Consider the following 15,906-nt stretch of genomic DNA (forward strand, 5'->3'; position numbering starts at 1 on the left):
CTGGCGGCTCGGCGCCGGACGGGCCCGCCAGGGTGACCCGGTGCAGGCGGCGGCCGGCGTCCGCTGGCACGCCGGCGTCGGCGAGGAGGTCGCCGCCGGTCAGCCGGTGTTCACCCTGCTGACCGACACCCCGGAGCGGTTCGCGCGGGCGGAGGAAGCGTTGGCTGGCGGCTGGGAGATCGGCAAGGATGCCGGGCCGCCGCAGCCGCTGGTGCTGGAGCGGATCGACTGAGGTTTGGCAACGCCGTCCACCGCTCAGCGCTTTCCCAATCGAGCCACGGTACCGGGAGCACCGTCGGCTCCATGAGCGGACACGCCCGAAATAGTCACATCAACTAATAGCTGTCAGACTTGGCCGTGGGCAGCCTTCCCCCCTCTCGGTGCCCACTGAGAACTCCTTTGCACGAATCGAAAGGCTTGAAACCCCGATGCTGAAGCTGACCGGCTCCCGGAAGTCCACCACCCGCAAGATCACTTTCGCGCTGCCGTCCGATCACCCGGCCGGCAAGGTGTCCGTGGTGGGCAACTTCAACGACTGGACCCCCGGCACCGACCTGCTGAAGAAGCGCTCCAACGGCACCATGAGCGCCACCGTCACCCTGCCGTCCGACTACATCGTCGCGTTCCGCTACCTCGGCGAGAACGGCCAGTGGTTCGACGACCAGGACGCCGACTTCGTGGACGCCGGCGCCAGCGTCATCCTCGCCCCCGCGAAGTGAACTGAGCGGGCCGGCGGCTCGCCGTCCGGCCCTCGCTCACCCAGCGACCCCACTCCGGCGTCCGATCGTCCGGGTGCACACTGGCGCTCATGGCGCAGCACGGCTGGACGATCGCGCGCTGGAACCGGACGGCGGCCTGGCCACTCGCCATCGCCGCCGTCGTGTTCCTGATCGCGTACTCGTGGGAGATTCTGGACACCGGCCTGTCACGACCCTGGCAGCTCACCCTGCAGCTGGTCGACTACGCGACGTGGGCGGTGTTCGCGCTCGACTATCTGGCACGGGTGTATCTGGCGAAGCGGCGCTGGCGTTACCTCGGACGGCACATTCCCGATCTGCTGATCGTGGTGCTGCCCCTGCTGCAGCCGCTGCGGCTGCTGCGACTCCTGGTGCTGCTGCGCTTCATCGAGCGGCGGGCGGCACGATCGCTGCAGGGCCGGGTCGCCAGCTACGTGCTGGTCTCCACCACGCTGCTGCTCTACACCGGAGCCCTGGCGGAGTTCGCCGCCGAACGGGACGCGCCGGGGGCGAACATCACCGACTTCGGCACTGCCCTGTGGTGGGCGCTGACCACGATCACCACCGTCGGCTACGGCGACCACTACCCGGTGACAGTTGAGGGACGCCTGGTCGCAGCGGTGCTGATGATCGCCGGCATCGCGCTGATCGGTGTCGTCACCGCGACCGTCGCCGCCTGGCTGGTGCAACGGGTGTCGAGTCCCAGCCAGGACGAGAGCGAACGGTCCATCGAGGAGCTGAAGGCCGAAGTGGCTGCGTTGACCGCCACCCTTCAGCAGTTCATGGAGTCCGAGATCAGCGGTCCTGGCCGAGACGCCGGCGATCGAACCAGTTAGCGCCGCGCGCCTTGAAGGTGCCGAGACCGACCGACCCTCGGGCCACGATCAGCGGATTACCCCAGGCCGCCTGGCTGGGCACCTTGCTGGTGATCGTGCCCCAGGTCTTGCCGAGCCGGTCGCACTGCACACCCCAGCCTTCGGGGACGATCACCAGCACCGTGGCGGCACCGGGCAACACCTCGAGGTCGATCACCTCGCTGCTCGCGGTGGCCTCCAGGCAGTCCAAACGGACTGTGTCCGCCAGCGCCTGGACCCGTAGGAACGGCGGCACCTCCCATGGCCCGGTGCGCTTGGCGCCGCTGAAGCCCGCATTGAGGATCAGCGGATCGGCGAGCGAGAAGCCGGGCCGCGTCGTGGCCGGCGGGTTGGGCGTGCGCTGATAGACCGGCGCCGGTGGGTAGGCCTCCACCTGTTGCAGCCGGACGGGCGCGGCTTCCGTGGGCGGTCGCAGATCGGCCAGCAGCGCGTCCAGCTCGCCGTAGGTACGCGCCGTCGCGGCCGCAGCGGTGCGTTCGGCGAGTTCGGCCGGGGTCAGCTTGCCGTCCTGCGCGGCGCGCTGCAGCTCGGCGACGGCGGCGTCCCGCTCGGCGTTGCCGGCCCGCAGGTGCGCATTGCTCTCGCTCATGCAGCGATCCTACGGGGCCACGGCGGCCGCGTCCGGCAAGCCGCTCGCGGCTCAGTTGTGCTTGGTGAGCCCCCAGCGGTAGGCGTCGTAGAGCGCCTCCCAGCTGGCTTCGATCACGTTCGTGCCGACGCCGACCGTGGTCCAGGTGCGCTGGCCGTCGGTGGTGTCGATCAGCGTCCGGACGATGGCGTCGGTTCCGTGCCCCTGGTCGAGGATGCGCACCCGGTAGTCGGTCAGCTCGAAGTCGTCGACGTGCGGGTAGGCCTGCTTCAGCGCCGTCCGCAGGGCGTGGTCGAGGGCGTTCAGCGGACCATGTCCCTCGCCGACGTAGGCCAGGTTCTCGCCGCGCGCCCGCAGCTTCACGGTCGCCTCCGAATCGCCCTCGGGCTTCACCTCGTGCTGGGTGAACACCCGCCAGGTCAGCACCTCGAAGAACTCGTCGGTCATGCCCAGCTCGCCGCGCAGCAGCAGTTCGAAGCTGGCGTCCGCGGACTCGTAGCTGTAGCCGTCCATCTCCCGCTGCTTCACGGTGTCCGTGATCCGGCCGGCAAGCTCACGATCCGAGAGGTCGTAGCCCAGTTCCTCGCCCTTGAGCTGGATGTTCGCCCGGCCGGCCATGTCCGAGACCAGCATGCGCATGTCGTTGCCGACCAGGGTCGGGTCGATGTGCTGGTAGAGGTTGGCGTCCACCTTGATCGCGGACGCGTGCAGTCCGGCCTTGTGCGCGAACGCCGAGATGCCGACGTAGGGCTGCTTGGTGTTCGGCGGCACGTTGGTGACACCGGCGATGGCGTGACTGAGCCGGGTCGCGTCGCGCAGCGCCGACTCCGGCACCAGCGACCAGCCGTACTTGAGCTGCAGGTTGGCGATCAGGGTGATGATGTTGGCATTCCCGGTGCGCTCGCCGTGGCCGTTCACGGTGCCCTGGACGTGCATCACGCCGGCGTCCACCGCGGCCAGGGTGTTGGCCACCGCGCAGCCGGTGTCGTTGTGGCAATGGACGCCCAGGTCGACCCCGATGGCGCTGGCCGCGGTCACCACGTCCCCCATCTGGGAGGGCAGCATGCCGCCGTTGGTGTCGCACAGCACCACCACCTCGGCACCCGCCTCGGCCGCCACCCGGACGCATTCCAGCGCGTAGCTCGGGTTCAACTGGTAGCCGTCGAAGAAATGCTCGCAGTCCACGAACACCCGGCGTCCGGCGGCGACGAGGTGGCTGACGGTGTCCCGGATCATCTCCAGGTTCTCTTCCAGGGTGGTGTGCAGCGCCCGGAAGACATGCTCGGAATGGCTCTTCGCGACGATGCAGATCACCGGCGTGCGGGCGTCGATCAGCGCCTGGACGAGCGGGTCTGCGGCCGCGGTCGTCCCCACCCGGCGGGTGAAGCCGAAGGCGACCAGTTCGGCGTGCTGCAGGGTCAGCTCGCCGTCGGCCGCGGCGGCGAAGAAGGCCGTGTCGTTCGGGTTGGCGCCCGGCCAGCCGCCCTCGATGAAGTCGACGCCCAGTTCGTCGAGGTAGCCCGCAATCTTGAGCTTGTCGGCGACCGACAGGCTCAGCCCCTCCTGCTGCGCGCCGTCGCGCAGCGTGGTGTCGAAGACATGGAAGGTGTCCGGCGCGGCAGGAAAGCTCGACATTGTGCCCTCTAACGGTGATTGGGAGGTCGCGCGGCGATACGCGATAACCAAGTGAGTGTGCCGCTCGGGGACTCGTCGCGGACAGTTGATCTCAGGCACTGAGACCCTGGTGCCCGCTCTTGGGACGCGGTGGCCTCACGGAGTAAGACATGCCCATGGCCATCACCATTGTCCGGGGCAACCCTGTCGCAACCGCCGGCGATCCTCCCGCCGTCGGCTCGCCGCTGCCGCCGCTCACCTTGACCCTGCCCGATCTCTCCGACGTGACGCTGGACGACTACGCCGGTCGGAACCTGGTCTTCAACATCTTCCCCAGCATCGACACCCGGGTGTGTGCGCTGACCGTGCGACGGTTCAACGAACTCGCCGCCGGACTGCCGGACACCACCGTGCTGTGCGTCTCTCACGACCTTCCCTTCGCGCTGGGTCGCTTCTGCGGCGCCGAGGGCATCGAGAACGTCGTGGTGGCGTCGGCTTTCCGGTCCAGCTTCGGCCAGGACTACGGCCTGACGCTGACCGACAGCGTGATGCGCGGCCTGCTGGCCCGGACGGTCATCGTCGCCGGCGCTGACGGCGTCGTCCGGCACGTGCAGATCACCGAGAGCACCAGCGACGAGCCGGACTACGACGCCGCGGTCGCCGCCCTGTCCTGACCTTTTTCTTCGGACGTGCCGACTCCGCAGCATGCGCCGAGCACGCCGCTGGCCTCGGTGTTGATGCTGGGTGCCGGCGTGCTGTTCGGCACCACGGGGACCGCGCAGGCGCTGGGTCCGGACGGGATGGATCCACTCAGCGTCGGCGCCGTCCGACAAGTCAGCGGAGGGCTGATCCTGGCTCTGGTCGGCGTCATCGCCTGGGCCCGCCGCGAGGGTGCCCGCCTGCCCCGTCCGAGCGTCAAAGTCGGCTGGGTGCTGCTCGGCGGCGCCTCGATCATGGCTTTCCAGGCCACCTTCTTCGCCGGCACCCAGGCCAACGGGGTCGCCGTCGGAACGGTGGTCGCGCTGGGTTCCAGCCCGCTGTTCGCCGGCCTGTTCGAGTGGCTGGCCGGACGTCCCCCCAGCCGGCGCTGGCTGGTCGCCACCCTGGTCGCGGTCGCCGGCCTGGTGCTGCTGTCGGGTGCGCTCGGGTCGACGTCCGCCCCCGATCCGCTCGGCCTGCTGCTCTCGATCGTGGCCGGAGCGTCCTACGCCGGCTACGCCGTGGCGGCGGCCACCCTGTTGCGGCAGGGCACCCACGCGCTGATCGCCACCACCGCCATCCTCGGCACGAGCGGGGTGATCGCCGCCGCCATCCTGCCGTTCGTCGACACGGGTTGGCTGGCCGAGCCGTCCGGGCTGGCGATGGCGTTCTGGCTGGGACCGGTGACCGTGGTCGCCGCCTACCTGTTGATGGGGACGGCGCTGCGCACCCTGTCCGCTTCCACCGCGGTCACCCTCGGGCTGGCCGAGCCGATCACCGCGGCCACCCTGGGCGTCGTAGTGCTGGGCGAGACCCTGACGGGCATGCAGTGGACGGGGCTGGCTGCCGTCCTGGCCGGCGTGCTGATCGCTGGAACACGCGGTCGAATCCAGCGCTGAACCGGCTCAGACCACCCGGCGCAGCCAGCCGTGGGTGTCCTCGGCACGCCCGTACTGCAGGTCGAGGATCGCTTCACGGATCTGCAGGGTCCGCTCCCCCGGCTCAGACCCCACCACGTGGTTGCCCTCCCGGGAGCGGAACTCCGCCACCGGGGTCAGCACCGCGGCCGTGCCGCAGGCGAAGGCCTCGACGATGTCGCCGGAGTCGACCCGATCGAAGATCTCGGCGAGAGTGATCGTCCGGGCCACCGGACGCAGCCCCAGCTCGGACGCCACGGTCAGGATCGAGTCCCGGGTAACGCCCTCCAGGATGGTCCCGGTCAGCGCCGGCGTGATCAGCTCGCCGTCGGCGGTGATCACCATGATGTTCATGCCGCCCAGCTCTTCGGTGTTCACCCCGGTGCCGGCGTCGGCGAAGAGCACCTGCGAACAGCCGTGCTCGGCGCCCTCGTATTGGGCGATCAGCGACGAGGCGTAGTTGCCGCCGCACTTGGCCGCCCCGGTGCCGCCCTTGCCGGCCCGGCTGTACTCGTCGGTGACCCAGATGTTCACCGGCTTCACCCCGCCGGGGAAGTACGGTCCGACCGGGCTGGCGATCACCGAATAGGTGACCCGCTGCGCGGCCCGCACGCCCAGGAACGGTTCGTTGGCGAACATGAACGGCCGGATGTACAGGCTGGCCTCGCCGCCCGCGGCGTCCGGCGTCCAGGCGGCGTCGACGCGCACCAGCTGCTCGATCGAGGTGAGGAAGTCCTCCACCGGCAACTCGGGCAGCATCAGCCGCCGCGCCGAGGCCTGGAGCCGCTGGGCGTTGCGTTCGGGACGGAACAGCCAGATCGAGCCGTCGGCGTGCCGGTAGGCCTTGAGTCCCTCGAACACCTCCTGCGCGTAGTGCAGCACCGCGCAGGACGGGTCGAGTTGGAACGGCGCATAGGGCACCACGCCGTCTTCACCCCAGCCGCCGTCCTGCCGCCAGGTCGCCACCGCCATGTGGTCGGTGAAGTACACCCCGAAGCCGGGATCGGCGTGGATCTCGGCGATGCGCTCCGTGCTGGCGGGTGCGGCGTTGCGGGTCAGCGGAAAGGTCAACGGCATGGGCAGGACAATACTCGCGCCGCGCTGCCGTCCGGCGCCTCATGGAGCAACCTGAGTTGACAATCGAGAGATGTCAACCTAAGTTGCTCACATGATTGCCGTTGAAGTGGCGCGTACCGCGTCCGACACCAGTGACCCGATGTCCGGGCTGCGCGCGGTGGCGTCGCTGCGCCGGGTCACCGACATGCTCGAACTGACGCAGGTCGAAGAAGCACTGCGAGCCGGCCACGGCTGGCCCGAGATCGCGGCCGCACTCGGGGTCACCCGGCAGGCGGTGCACAAGAAGTACGCGCGCAGAGTCGCGACCGAACTACGGGGAAGGACGAACCGATGACCATGCTGCTGACCAGTCGATGGGCCGGCGCCGCGCAACTCGAGGCGGCGCGGACCCGGGTGTCCGAGATCGACATCGACCATCTCTATCTGGGCCTGCTCGCTGTCGGCGGCCAGGCGGCCCGCATCCTCGGACGGCACGGCGTCTCCCTCAGCACCGCCCGGCGACGCGTCCGCGAATCACTGACCAGCGACCTGGACGCGCTCGGCCTCGCCGCCGCCGAGTCCGTCCTGCCTCCGCCCCGGGCGGCCCGCGACATCGACATCGCCGACTGGCGGGCCACCGACCGCGCCCACGAACTGGTCAACCACGCACCGCTTCGCGACGGCACCGCCGCCGCCTTGGGCGCGTTGATCGAGGAGCCTTCGGGAGTCGTCCGGCGGCTGCTCGCCGCCGACGGCGTCGATCCCGACGAGTTGCGCACCGAACTGGCGACGTCCGCACCCGAGACAGCCGCGGTCGAGCGGGTCGACGCCGACCCGGCCCTGCTGCCGCCGCCGTCGAGTGCGAACCGGATCCGGCACTACCTGTCGGCCCCACCGCAGGTGGTCGCGGACGCCCTCGCCGATCCGGCACTGCTCGCGGTCTGGGCCTACGACCCGCAACGATCCGAGGTGAGCGCGGACGGCGAAACCGTCCGGCACAGCCGGGGCCGCAAGGAACTCACCCTGCGCATGCACCACGTCCGCCGGGCTGAGGGCACGTCGGAGGTTGTCACCTGGATCCACGAAATGATGGACGGCCGGCACGCCGGGCAGCCCCTGCGCTACGACCGTTTCGAGATCGTGCCCGCGACCGGTGGCGCCGAGTTGGTGCACACCGCCGGCCAACGCAGCTTCGGCCTCCTGGGCCGGATCGTCGCCCCGGCGTCGGCCAGGTTCGCCGGGTTGGGCATGCTCTACGCCGCGCACCGGATCGGAATGGAGATCGCCGACCGGCAACCGGAGTAACCGCTGATCGAGCTTGTCGAGATCACCTCTGAGCCGAAATGGGTCTCGACAGGCTCGACCAACGGCGGGTTCCCTGAGACGCGCGTCTCAGCCAGTGGGCGGACTTCTACAGTGACGCCATGCCGCAGAACATCGCTGTGATCCCGGGTGACGGGATCGGTCCCGAGGTCGTCGCCGAAGGATTGAAGGTCCTCAAGGCCGTTGTCGGAGACGATGCCTTCAACTTCACCCACTACGACCTAGGCGCCGAGCGCTGGCAGCGCACCGGCGAAGTGCTGCCCGATTCGGTGCTGGCCGAACTGGCCCAGGCGGACGCCCTGATCCTCGGCGCTGTCGGCGCCGCCCCCGGCTCGAAGGCGATCCCGTCCGGACTGCTGGAGCGCGGCCTGCTGCTGAAGCTGCGCTTCGCCTTCGACCACTACGTCAACCTGCGGCCGTCCAAGCTCTACCCGGGCATCACCACTCCCCTGTCGGACGCCGTGGTCGCCCGCGGCCCGATCGACTTCGTCGTGGTCCGCGAGGGCACCGAGGGGCTGTACTGCGGGGTCGGCGGCTCGATGCAGACCGGCACTGAGTTCGAGGTGGCCAACGAGGTCTCGGTGAACACCGCCCGCGGTGTCGAGCGGGTCGTCCGGGACGCCTTCGAGCGGGCCATGCGGCGCCGCAAGAAGGTCACCCTGGTGCACAAGCACAACGTGCTGGTGAACGCCGGCGGCCTGTGGAACCGGATCTTCACCGCGGTCGCCGCCGAGTACCCCGAAGTCACCACCGACTATCTGCATGTCGACGCCACCATGATCATGCTGGTGCAGGATCCGCAGCGCTTCGACGTGATCGTCACCGACAACCTGTTCGGCGACATCGTCACCGACCTGGCCGCCGCAGTCACCGGCGGCATCGGCTTGGCCGCTTCGGCGAACATCAACCCCTCGGGCGCGTTCCCGTCCATGTTCGAGCCGGTGCACGGCTCGGCCCCGGACATCGCCGGCCAGGGCATCGCCGACCCGACCGCGACCATCTCGTCGATGGCCCTACTTCTCGATCACCTCGGACGCCGCGACGACGCCGCCCGGATCGACGCCGCGGTGGACGCCGACATCGCCTCCCGCGGTGCTGCCAAGCGATCCACCTCCGAGGTCGGCGACGCCATCGCCGCCCGCGTGAGCTGACGGGACCGTCTACCCGGTATAGCCCTCCCTAACTAGTTCAGCCCTCCCGCATGCGGGAGGGCTGAAGTAGTTAGGGAGGGTTTCATGGGCGGGTCAGCCGCGGCCACCCTTGCGTTCAGGGGCGATCACCTTGATCACCGACGAGTCGTCCATCGCGGCCTGACCGGCTGCCTGGGCGATCAGGAACAGTCCCTCGGCGGCGGCGGCGATCGGGGTGGCCAGGCCGGCCGAACGGGCGGCGCCGTTGACGATGCCCATGTCCTTGGTGAAGATGTCGATCCGGCTGCGCACCTCGGCACCACCCTCGTCGTAGGCCTGCAGCATCCGCGGGCCGCGATCCCCCAGCATGAAGGACGCCGCGGCACCTGCGCCGAGCGTCTCCAGGGCGACCTTGGTGTCGAGCCCGAGGGCGTCGGCCAGCGCCAGCGCCTCGGCGCCGGCGGCGATATGCACCCCGCAGAGCAGCTGGTTGACGGTCTTCATCGCCTGGCCATCGCCGGGCTTGGCACCGATCCGGACCAGGGTCGAAGACAGCTGCTCGAGCGCGCCGAGCGCCGACGCGTAGGCCTCGTCGGTGGCACCGACGGTGATCAGCAGGTCGCCGGTGCCGGCGCGGACGGGGCCGCCGGAGATCGGCGCGTCGACCAGGTGCAGTCTGTCGGCGGCCAGCCGGCCGGCGACCTCGCGGACGGCGTCGATGCCGACCGTCGAGGTGAGCAGGATCGTCGATCCGGGGGCCAGCACTGCGGCGACACCGTTCGGCCCGTACAGGGCGTCCTCGAGTTGTGCCTTGTTGCGCACGGCGAGCAGGACGATGTCGGCGCCGGTCGCCGCCTGGGGCGCCGAGGTCGCGGCGTCCACCCCGGCCTGCTGGCCGAGGCTCAGCCGCTCGGGGTTGATGTCGAAGCCGCGCACGGCGAACTTCTCGGCGAGACGGGTGGCCATCGGCAGGCCCATCGCACCGAGGCCGAGGACGGCGATCACGGGGTTGTTCATGTTGATTCCTGTTCAGTCGGAGAGTTTGTCGGCCACGTCGGCGAGGGACTGATCGCCGCCCACGTTGCCGGCGAAGACGATGTAGGGGACGCCGCGGGCCGGTCCGGTGATCGGTTCCCACAGCGAGACGATGCCGGGCAGCATCGGGCCGCGGACGATCGCCCGGCCGATCTCCAGGCCGCGCGCCGCGACATCGGAGGAGGTGATCCCGCCCTTCGCGATGACGAAGCGTGGCGGCGTCCGGTCGAGGACCGTGCGCACCACCTGCACCACGGCGTCCGAGACGGCCCGAGCGATCCGCAGCGAATCGTCGCCGTCGGCGCCCTTGACCAGCGTCCGGCTGGTCCTGACCACCGCATTTCCCCTGGTCAGCGCGTCACTGACGGCGTCGATCACGTCCGACAGGTGGGCGTCGCGAGCGTCGGTGAGCACGGTGGCCACATCGATCTCGAACTCGGCGGGGGCTCGGCGTTCGCGCAGGGCGTCCAGCTGGCGGGTGGTCAGTCCGACGTGCGAGCCGACCACGATCAGCCCGCCGTTGGCCGACTCGGCGGGTCGGATCGACGCCACGTCCTCGGCAGTCAGCGGTTCGCGGACGGCCTGGCCGATCATGGCGCGGACGAACGGCGGCCCGACCCGGAACACGAACCGCTTGCCGCGGGCCTGGGCCTCCAGCAGTGCCAGCGCCAATGCCCGCAGGTCGGCCTCCTCCACGATGTCGACCACCACCGGACGCCCCTCGCTGAGACCCTCGAGAGTGGCCGCCACAGACTCCGATGCCGAACGCAGCTCGCTCAGCGTGATCGTGGCCACCTGATCGGCCGGGACGCGTCCGCCGGTCTTCTCAGCAACCCAGTCGCGCAGGTCGGAACTGCGGTAGCCGAAGGTGGCGTCGCGGGCGAACTCGGTCTCCCCCACCGGCAGGTAGCCCGCGGCATCGTTGCCGGCGTAGTGCACGGAGTTCACCGTGATCCGTCCGGCATCGCCGAAGGCGGGCACCACGACGACGCCGTCGACGCCGATGCCATGCTCGGCGAGCGTCGTCCGGATGGTGTCGGGTTCGAGCGGGAAGTGGCCGCGCAGGGTCGAGTCGCCACGGGAGACCACGTCCACCTCGATACCCAGCCGGCGGGCAGCCTCGAGTGCTGCCGAGACCACCTCGACGTTGCAGCGGGCGGCCGCTTCGGGGTCCAGGGAGCGTGAGTTGGTCATCACATAGACGGCGGCCGCACCGGTGCCGAGGGCCCATTCCAGGTCGTCCGGCGCCCACGCGTTCAGCACCGGGAGACCGGCCACCGACTGGGTGCCGGTCGGGTCGTCGTCCAGAACGATCAGCGGACGCGCACCCCGGGCCCGCGCCGTCCGGACATCCTCAGGGCTGATCGGACGTGCCGGCGGAAGGCCGGCGAGCAGTTCGTCCCTGGAAATCATCCACACCTCCGTTGTGTGAGTATCAGACCTCTGAGGTCTGATAGCTGACTGTAACAAGGCTCCCTCACCAAGGACAAGGGTTCGGACCACCGGGGACGGTTCTCTCACGTTCGAAAATCGCACGCCGAAGAACCGTCCCCGATTGTTCGTGCCCGTTCAGGCGATGGACGCCTCGTCGCCGGCCCGGCCGAAGTAGGTCCGGGTGTCGTCGGCGGTCTGCCGCATATGGGAACGCATCGCCTTGCGTGCCGCCCGGGGATCGCGTCGCTCCAACGCCTCGAGGACAGCGCGATGCTCGTCGATCGCGTGGTCGCGCATCTGCGGGATCGCCGACGTCTCTCGACGGGCGGCCACCAACGCCCGGCTCAGCGGTTGCATGGTGGCGGCGATGAACGGATTGTCACAGCCGTCGAGGATGAGTTGGTGGAAGGCGAGGTCGGCGGCGACCATCGCCGGCACATCGGTGGCGTCGTGCGCGGCGACCATCTCGTCGAGATGCGCGCGGAGCCGGGCCAGTTGTTCGTCGGTGGCCACCCGGGCGAAATGCTCGGCGGCGCCGATCTCGATGTAGCCGCGCACCTCGACGAGTTGCAGCAGGACGTCCACCGGACTCCCCTGGTTCACCCGCACCAGCGCCTCGATCGACAGCCACACCCCGATCGGATTCACGAACGTGCCGCGGCCGTGCACCGGGTTCAGCACCCGCTGCGCGGCCAGGATCTTGACCGCCTCCCGCACCGTCAACCGACTGGCACCGGCCTGCTGCGCCAACTCGTCCTCGGCCGGCAGCCGCCCGTCGATCGCGAACCTGCCGGACTCGATCGCGGCAAGGATGAACTCGATCACTTCATCGACCCGGCTGCGCATCGCGTCCTCTCCTCAGACCTCTGAGCAACCGAACCTATCAGCCACCCACACTCGCCCCTCTCGACCAGAAACCCCTGCCTACTTCAGCCCTGCCGTCGACGGGGGAGGGCAGAACTAGTTAGGGAGGGCCCTACGGGAGCGGGGCGGGCGCTCAGGACGTCGGGGCGTCCGGTTCGCGTCGGTACCACAGCCGCAGCGGCTCACCGAAGAACCGGCCACGCAGCCACCAGGTCAGCTCGATCAGCACCGCCCCGATCAGACCGGCGACCAGCCCCGTCCGAAGAGCGTCTGCGTTGCCGACGTCGAGCAGGAACAGCGACTGGGTGAACGGCCAGCTGAAGATCAGCAGATAGGCCAGCCCGGAGACCAGCACCAGCGCCACCTTCCACCATTGGTACGGACGCGCCACCACCGCCAGCACCCAGGTGGCGGCGACGATCATGCAAGCCAGGGTCGCCGTTGTGGCCTGCCGCGACGCCACCTCGCCCGCCCCGGGCGCCGGCAGCACCATCAGGTAGGTAACGAACGTGGCCACCGCGACGATCACCCCGGCCGGGATGCCGAGCCGCAGCACCCGCTCGACGAAGCCGGGCCGGGCTCGCTCCGTGTTCGGCGCCAGCGACAGCAGGAAGGCCGGGATTCCGATGGTGAACCAGCCGGTGATGGTGATGTGGATCGGCAGGTACGGGAACGGCACCCGCCACAGCACCACGAACAGCGCCAGCAGCGCCGAATAGATGGTCTTGGTGAGGAACAGGTTCGCCACCCGCTCGATGTTGCCGATCACCCGGCGTCCCTCGGCCACCACGTGCGGCAGGGTGGCGAACCGGTCGTCCAGCAGCACGATCTTGGCGACCGCCCTGGTGGCAGGAGAGCCCGACCCCATCGCGACGCCGAGGTCGGCGTCCTTCAAAGCCAGCACGTCGTTGACGCCGTCACCGGTCATCGCGACGGTGTGCCCGCGCTCCTGCAACGCGGCCACCATGGCGCGCTTCTGGTGCGGCGTGACGCGTCCGAACACGTCGTTGTGGTCGACGGCCTCAGCGAACGCGCCGGGGTCGGCGGGCAGCGTGCGGGCGTCGACCGCGTACCCGGACACCACACCGAGCGAACTGGTCACCGCACCCACCGAGGCGGCGTTGTCACCCGAGATCACCTTCAGCGCCACGCCCTGGTCGGCGAAGTAGGCCAGAGTGTCGGCGGCGTCCGGCCGGATGCGCTGGTTGAGCACGATCAGCGCCTTGCCGGTCACCGTGCCGGGTGCGTCCGGGTCGTCGACGGGGTGTTCGGCGGTGCCCACCAGCAGCACCCGCAGTCCGCCGGAGGCGAGTTGTTCAGCTTCGGACGCCGCTGCCGAGTCGGGCGCGGCCAGCACGTCGGGGGCGCCGATCACCCAGCTGACGGCCGCGCCGTCCGGACCGACGAAGGTGGCGCCCGACCACTTCTTCGCCGAGGTGAACGGCGCCTTGGCGAGCACCGGCCAGCTGCCCTGCGCCGGCGGAAACACGGCGGCGACGGCCTGCATGGACGCGTTCGGACGCGGATCGGACGCCGCCAACTGCCGCAGCCCCTCTTCGACCTCGGGCGCCTCGGCGCCGTCGATGAGCCGCAGCTCGCCGTAGCTCATCCCGTTCTCGGTCAGCGTGCCGGTCTTGTCGGCGCACACCACGTCCACCCGGGCCAGGCCCTCGATGGCCGGCAGCTCCTGCACCAGGCATTTCCGCTGCCCGAGCCGGACGACGCCCAGCGCGAAAGCGACCGCGGTCAGCAGCACCAGGCCCTCGGGGACCATCGGCACCAGCGCCCCGGCCATCGCCAGCATGGCGCGCCGCCAGTCGTGGCCGGCCTGGAACAGCTGCACCCACACGGTCGCCAGGCCTACCGGGACCAGCACCCAGGTGATCACCTTGAGGATCTGGTTGATGCCCTGGGTGAGCTCCGACTTCACCAGGGTGAACCGGGCGGCCTCCGCGGTCAGCTGTGCGGCGTACGAGGCGCTGCCGACCTTGGTGGCGCGGTACGTGCCGGAACCGGAGACGACGAAACTGCCGGACAGTACTTCGCTGCTCGGCATCTTCGGCTCGGGGTCGGATTCGCCGGTCAGCAGCGACTCGTCGACTTCGAGGTAGTCCGACTCGGTGACCACGCCGTCCACAACGATCTGGTCGCCGGGACCGACCTCGATCAGGTCGTCGAGGACGATCTCCTCGCGGCTGTATTCGCGGGCGCTGCCGTCGCGCCGGATGCGAGGACGCGCCTCCCCCACTACGGCGAGGCTGTCGAGTGTCTTCTTGGCGCGCAACTCCTGGATGATGCCGATCGCGGAGTTGGCGATGATCAGCAGTCCGAATGCGGCGTTGATCCATGAGCCGGTGGCCAGCACGCAGATCAGCAGCGCGGCCAGGATGCCGTTGATCCGGGTGAACACATTGGCCCGGACGATGTCGGCGGCGCTCCGTCCGGAACGAGGGGGAAGGTCGTTGCGCTGACCGCCGGCCACCCGGTCGGCGACCTCGGCGGGACTGAGTCCAGGGTCGGCCGCCTGCGTCTCCATGGTCACCTCAGACAGCCTGCCATACGCCGGGAGAACAGCCTTCACCCACCAACGCCACAGCGGGGACGGGTCATTCGACCCGTCCCCGCCGCCCGTGTGCGTGGTTGCTCGTGGCTATCCGCCGCTGTTCGGCGAGGCGCTGGAACGCACCCACACCGGCGGCACGTAACTCACGTCGATGCCCGAGTCGGCCAGCTTCTCGCTGACCCGCTGCAGTTCAGCCTCGCTGGGCAACTCGTTGGTCACCCGCAGGAACTCGGCACCGACATCGACGCGCTCGGCCGGAACCAGTCCGTCGCGGACGATCCGTTCGGCGAGTTCGTCGATCTCTTCCTGGCTGAGCCTGCGGCGGAGCACGGCGAGCAGCGGGACATAGTCCGCCTCGGGTATTCCCTGCGGATAGCCCCCTTTGAGCCAGTTCACGATTCGCTCGATTCGTGACATCTCGGTTTGGCCTCTACCCTCCTGGCTGGTTGGCGCCGCCACCGACGCCTCCAACGGCCAGCCTGCTTGGGCGAGTCTACCGGCGACTCGACGCACGTCCGACTCCGACGGCTCCTCCAATGCTGTTTCCCTGATCAGTTCCCTGATCTGCTCATCGGTGTCGCCGGACTCGGCCGAGGACCGCAACTGGCGGGCCAGTTGCTCGACCTCCGCCTCGGTCAGCGACCGGCGCAGGATGCCCAGCAGCGCCACGTAGTCATGCTGCGGAACCCCGTCGGGGTAGCCCGCACGCAGCCACTGCAGAATTCGCTCGAACAATCCGGTTCGGTCAGCCATGGGGTGTGCTGCTCCTACTACTTCTTGATGAACGTCGGGAAGATGTGCTCGAACGAGACCTTGTAGCCGAAGCCGGACGAGATGATGATCGCCAGCCCGATGGCGATGACCGCCAGCACCAGGGCGAAGGTGATCCAGGCGACCAGCTTCATCACGGGCTTGCCGGCGTCGCCGCTGACCTCGGCCGAACCGCCGGCGCCCACGGCCAGGGCACGCACGCCGAAGGCGAACAGGGCCGGCAGGCCGGCGCCGATGATGACAGAGACAGCCACGACCTGGCTGATTGCGCTACCGAACAGTTGGAACATGTCGTTGCC

General features: G+C 69.5%; 16 protein-coding genes and 1 pseudogene. 8 read left to right on the forward strand and 9 right to left on the reverse strand.

The features are described 5' to 3' along the window. The 3 genes and pseudogenes from QM624_RS05900 to QM624_RS05910 form a co-directional block, all read left to right on the forward strand. Window positions 1–232: pseudogene (locus tag QM624_RS05900) on the forward strand (thymidine phosphorylase); the annotation flags it as partial. Window positions 233–428: 196 nt separating this feature from the next. Further along, window positions 429–719, forward strand: a complete 291-nt coding sequence (locus QM624_RS05905; protein ID WP_415089728.1) for an isoamylase early set domain-containing protein — start codon at window positions 429–431, stop codon at window positions 717–719. Window positions 720–808: 89 nt separating this feature from the next. After that, window positions 809–1,573, forward strand: a complete 765-nt coding sequence (locus QM624_RS05910; RefSeq protein WP_415089730.1) for a potassium channel family protein — start codon at window positions 809–811, stop codon at window positions 1,571–1,573. Here QM624_RS05910 and QM624_RS05915 read toward each other — a convergent pair. Together QM624_RS05915 and cimA are read right to left on the reverse strand one after the other, a co-directional pair. Beyond that, window positions 1,533–2,201 carry a DUF1707 SHOCT-like domain-containing protein gene (locus QM624_RS05915; RefSeq protein ID WP_415089733.1) on the reverse strand — a complete coding sequence of 223 codons (669 nt, stop codon included), beginning with the start codon at window positions 2,199–2,201 and terminating at the stop codon, window positions 1,533–1,535. The genes QM624_RS05910 and QM624_RS05915 overlap by 41 nt on opposite strands. 51 nt (window positions 2,202–2,252) lie before the next feature. Next, the gene (gene cimA / locus QM624_RS05920; protein WP_415089735.1) at window positions 2,253–3,836 is read right to left on the reverse strand and encodes a citramalate synthase; all 1,584 of its coding nucleotides are present in this window, start codon (window positions 3,834–3,836) and stop codon (window positions 2,253–2,255) included. A 155-nt stretch (window positions 3,837–3,991) separates the two neighbouring features. Between cimA and tpx the strand changes: the two genes are divergently transcribed. Together tpx and QM624_RS05930 are read left to right on the forward strand one after the other, a co-directional pair. Further along, entirely contained in the window at window positions 3,992–4,489 is a 498-nt protein-coding gene (gene tpx, locus QM624_RS05925; RefSeq protein WP_298132356.1) for a thiol peroxidase, read from the forward strand. A gap of 15 nt (window positions 4,490–4,504) precedes the next feature. Continuing rightward, window positions 4,505–5,413 (forward strand): DMT family transporter, encoded by a 909-nt coding sequence (locus QM624_RS05930; protein WP_415089738.1) that lies wholly within the window; start codon window positions 4,505–4,507, stop codon window positions 5,411–5,413. A 6-nt stretch (window positions 5,414–5,419) separates the two neighbouring features. Here QM624_RS05930 and QM624_RS05935 read toward each other — a convergent pair whose 3' ends face one another. After that, on the reverse strand, window positions 5,420–6,508 hold the full coding sequence (locus QM624_RS05935) for a branched-chain amino acid aminotransferase (protein WP_415089740.1): 1,089 nt from the start codon (window positions 6,506–6,508) through the stop codon (window positions 5,420–5,422). A gap of 91 nt (window positions 6,509–6,599) precedes the next feature. On the opposite strand from QM624_RS05935, the gene QM624_RS05940 reads away from it, so the two are divergent. From QM624_RS05940 to QM624_RS05950, 3 genes are all read left to right on the forward strand, one after another. Then, complete coding sequence (locus tag QM624_RS05940) at window positions 6,600–6,842, forward strand: hypothetical protein (RefSeq protein ID WP_415089742.1); 243 nt, start codon at window positions 6,600–6,602, stop codon at window positions 6,840–6,842. After that, entirely contained in the window at window positions 6,839–7,792 is a 954-nt protein-coding gene (locus tag QM624_RS05945) for a Clp protease N-terminal domain-containing protein (RefSeq protein ID WP_415089744.1), read from the forward strand. Before QM624_RS05940 ends, QM624_RS05945 begins: the two co-directional genes overlap by 4 nt. A 119-nt stretch (window positions 7,793–7,911) precedes the next feature. After that, window positions 7,912–8,961, forward strand: coding sequence for a 3-isopropylmalate dehydrogenase (locus tag QM624_RS05950; protein WP_415089746.1), 1,050 nt, complete (start codon window positions 7,912–7,914; stop codon window positions 8,959–8,961). Window positions 8,962–9,054: 93 nt separating this feature from the next. Here the strand turns inward: QM624_RS05950 and QM624_RS05955 are convergent, their stop codons facing one another. The 6 genes from QM624_RS05955 to QM624_RS05980 all read right to left on the reverse strand — a co-directional run bounded on the left by QM624_RS05955 (window position 9,055) and on the right by QM624_RS05980 (window position 15,861). Beyond that, window positions 9,055–9,957, reverse strand: a complete 903-nt coding sequence (locus QM624_RS05955) for an NAD(P)-dependent oxidoreductase (protein ID WP_415089748.1) — start codon at window positions 9,955–9,957, stop codon at window positions 9,055–9,057. Window positions 9,958–9,969: 12 nt separating this feature from the next. Beyond that, window positions 9,970–11,388 carry a four-carbon acid sugar kinase family protein gene (locus tag QM624_RS05960; protein ID WP_415089750.1) on the reverse strand — a complete coding sequence of 473 codons (1,419 nt, stop codon included), beginning with the start codon at window positions 11,386–11,388 and terminating at the stop codon, window positions 9,970–9,972. A gap of 156 nt (window positions 11,389–11,544) precedes the next feature. Beyond that, window positions 11,545–12,255, reverse strand: a complete 711-nt coding sequence (locus QM624_RS05965) for a FadR/GntR family transcriptional regulator (protein ID WP_415089752.1) — start codon at window positions 12,253–12,255, stop codon at window positions 11,545–11,547. 151 nt (window positions 12,256–12,406) lie between these two features. Further along, the gene (locus QM624_RS05970) at window positions 12,407–14,809 is read right to left on the reverse strand and encodes an HAD-IC family P-type ATPase (protein WP_415089790.1); all 2,403 of its coding nucleotides are present in this window, start codon (window positions 14,807–14,809) and stop codon (window positions 12,407–12,409) included. A gap of 114 nt (window positions 14,810–14,923) precedes the next feature. Then, complete coding sequence (locus QM624_RS05975) at window positions 14,924–15,589, reverse strand: DUF3349 domain-containing protein (RefSeq protein ID WP_415089754.1); 666 nt, start codon at window positions 15,587–15,589, stop codon at window positions 14,924–14,926. 17 nt (window positions 15,590–15,606) lie between these two features. Next, window positions 15,607–15,861 carry a hypothetical protein gene (locus QM624_RS05980; protein WP_415089756.1) on the reverse strand — a complete coding sequence of 85 codons (255 nt, stop codon included), beginning with the start codon at window positions 15,859–15,861 and terminating at the stop codon, window positions 15,607–15,609. Window positions 15,862–15,906 lie beyond the last annotated feature (45 nt).

The sequence above is a fragment of the Micropruina sp. genome, assembly GCF_047606365.1.
Classification (GTDB): Bacteria; Actinomycetota; Actinomycetes; order Propionibacteriales; family Propionibacteriaceae; genus Micropruina.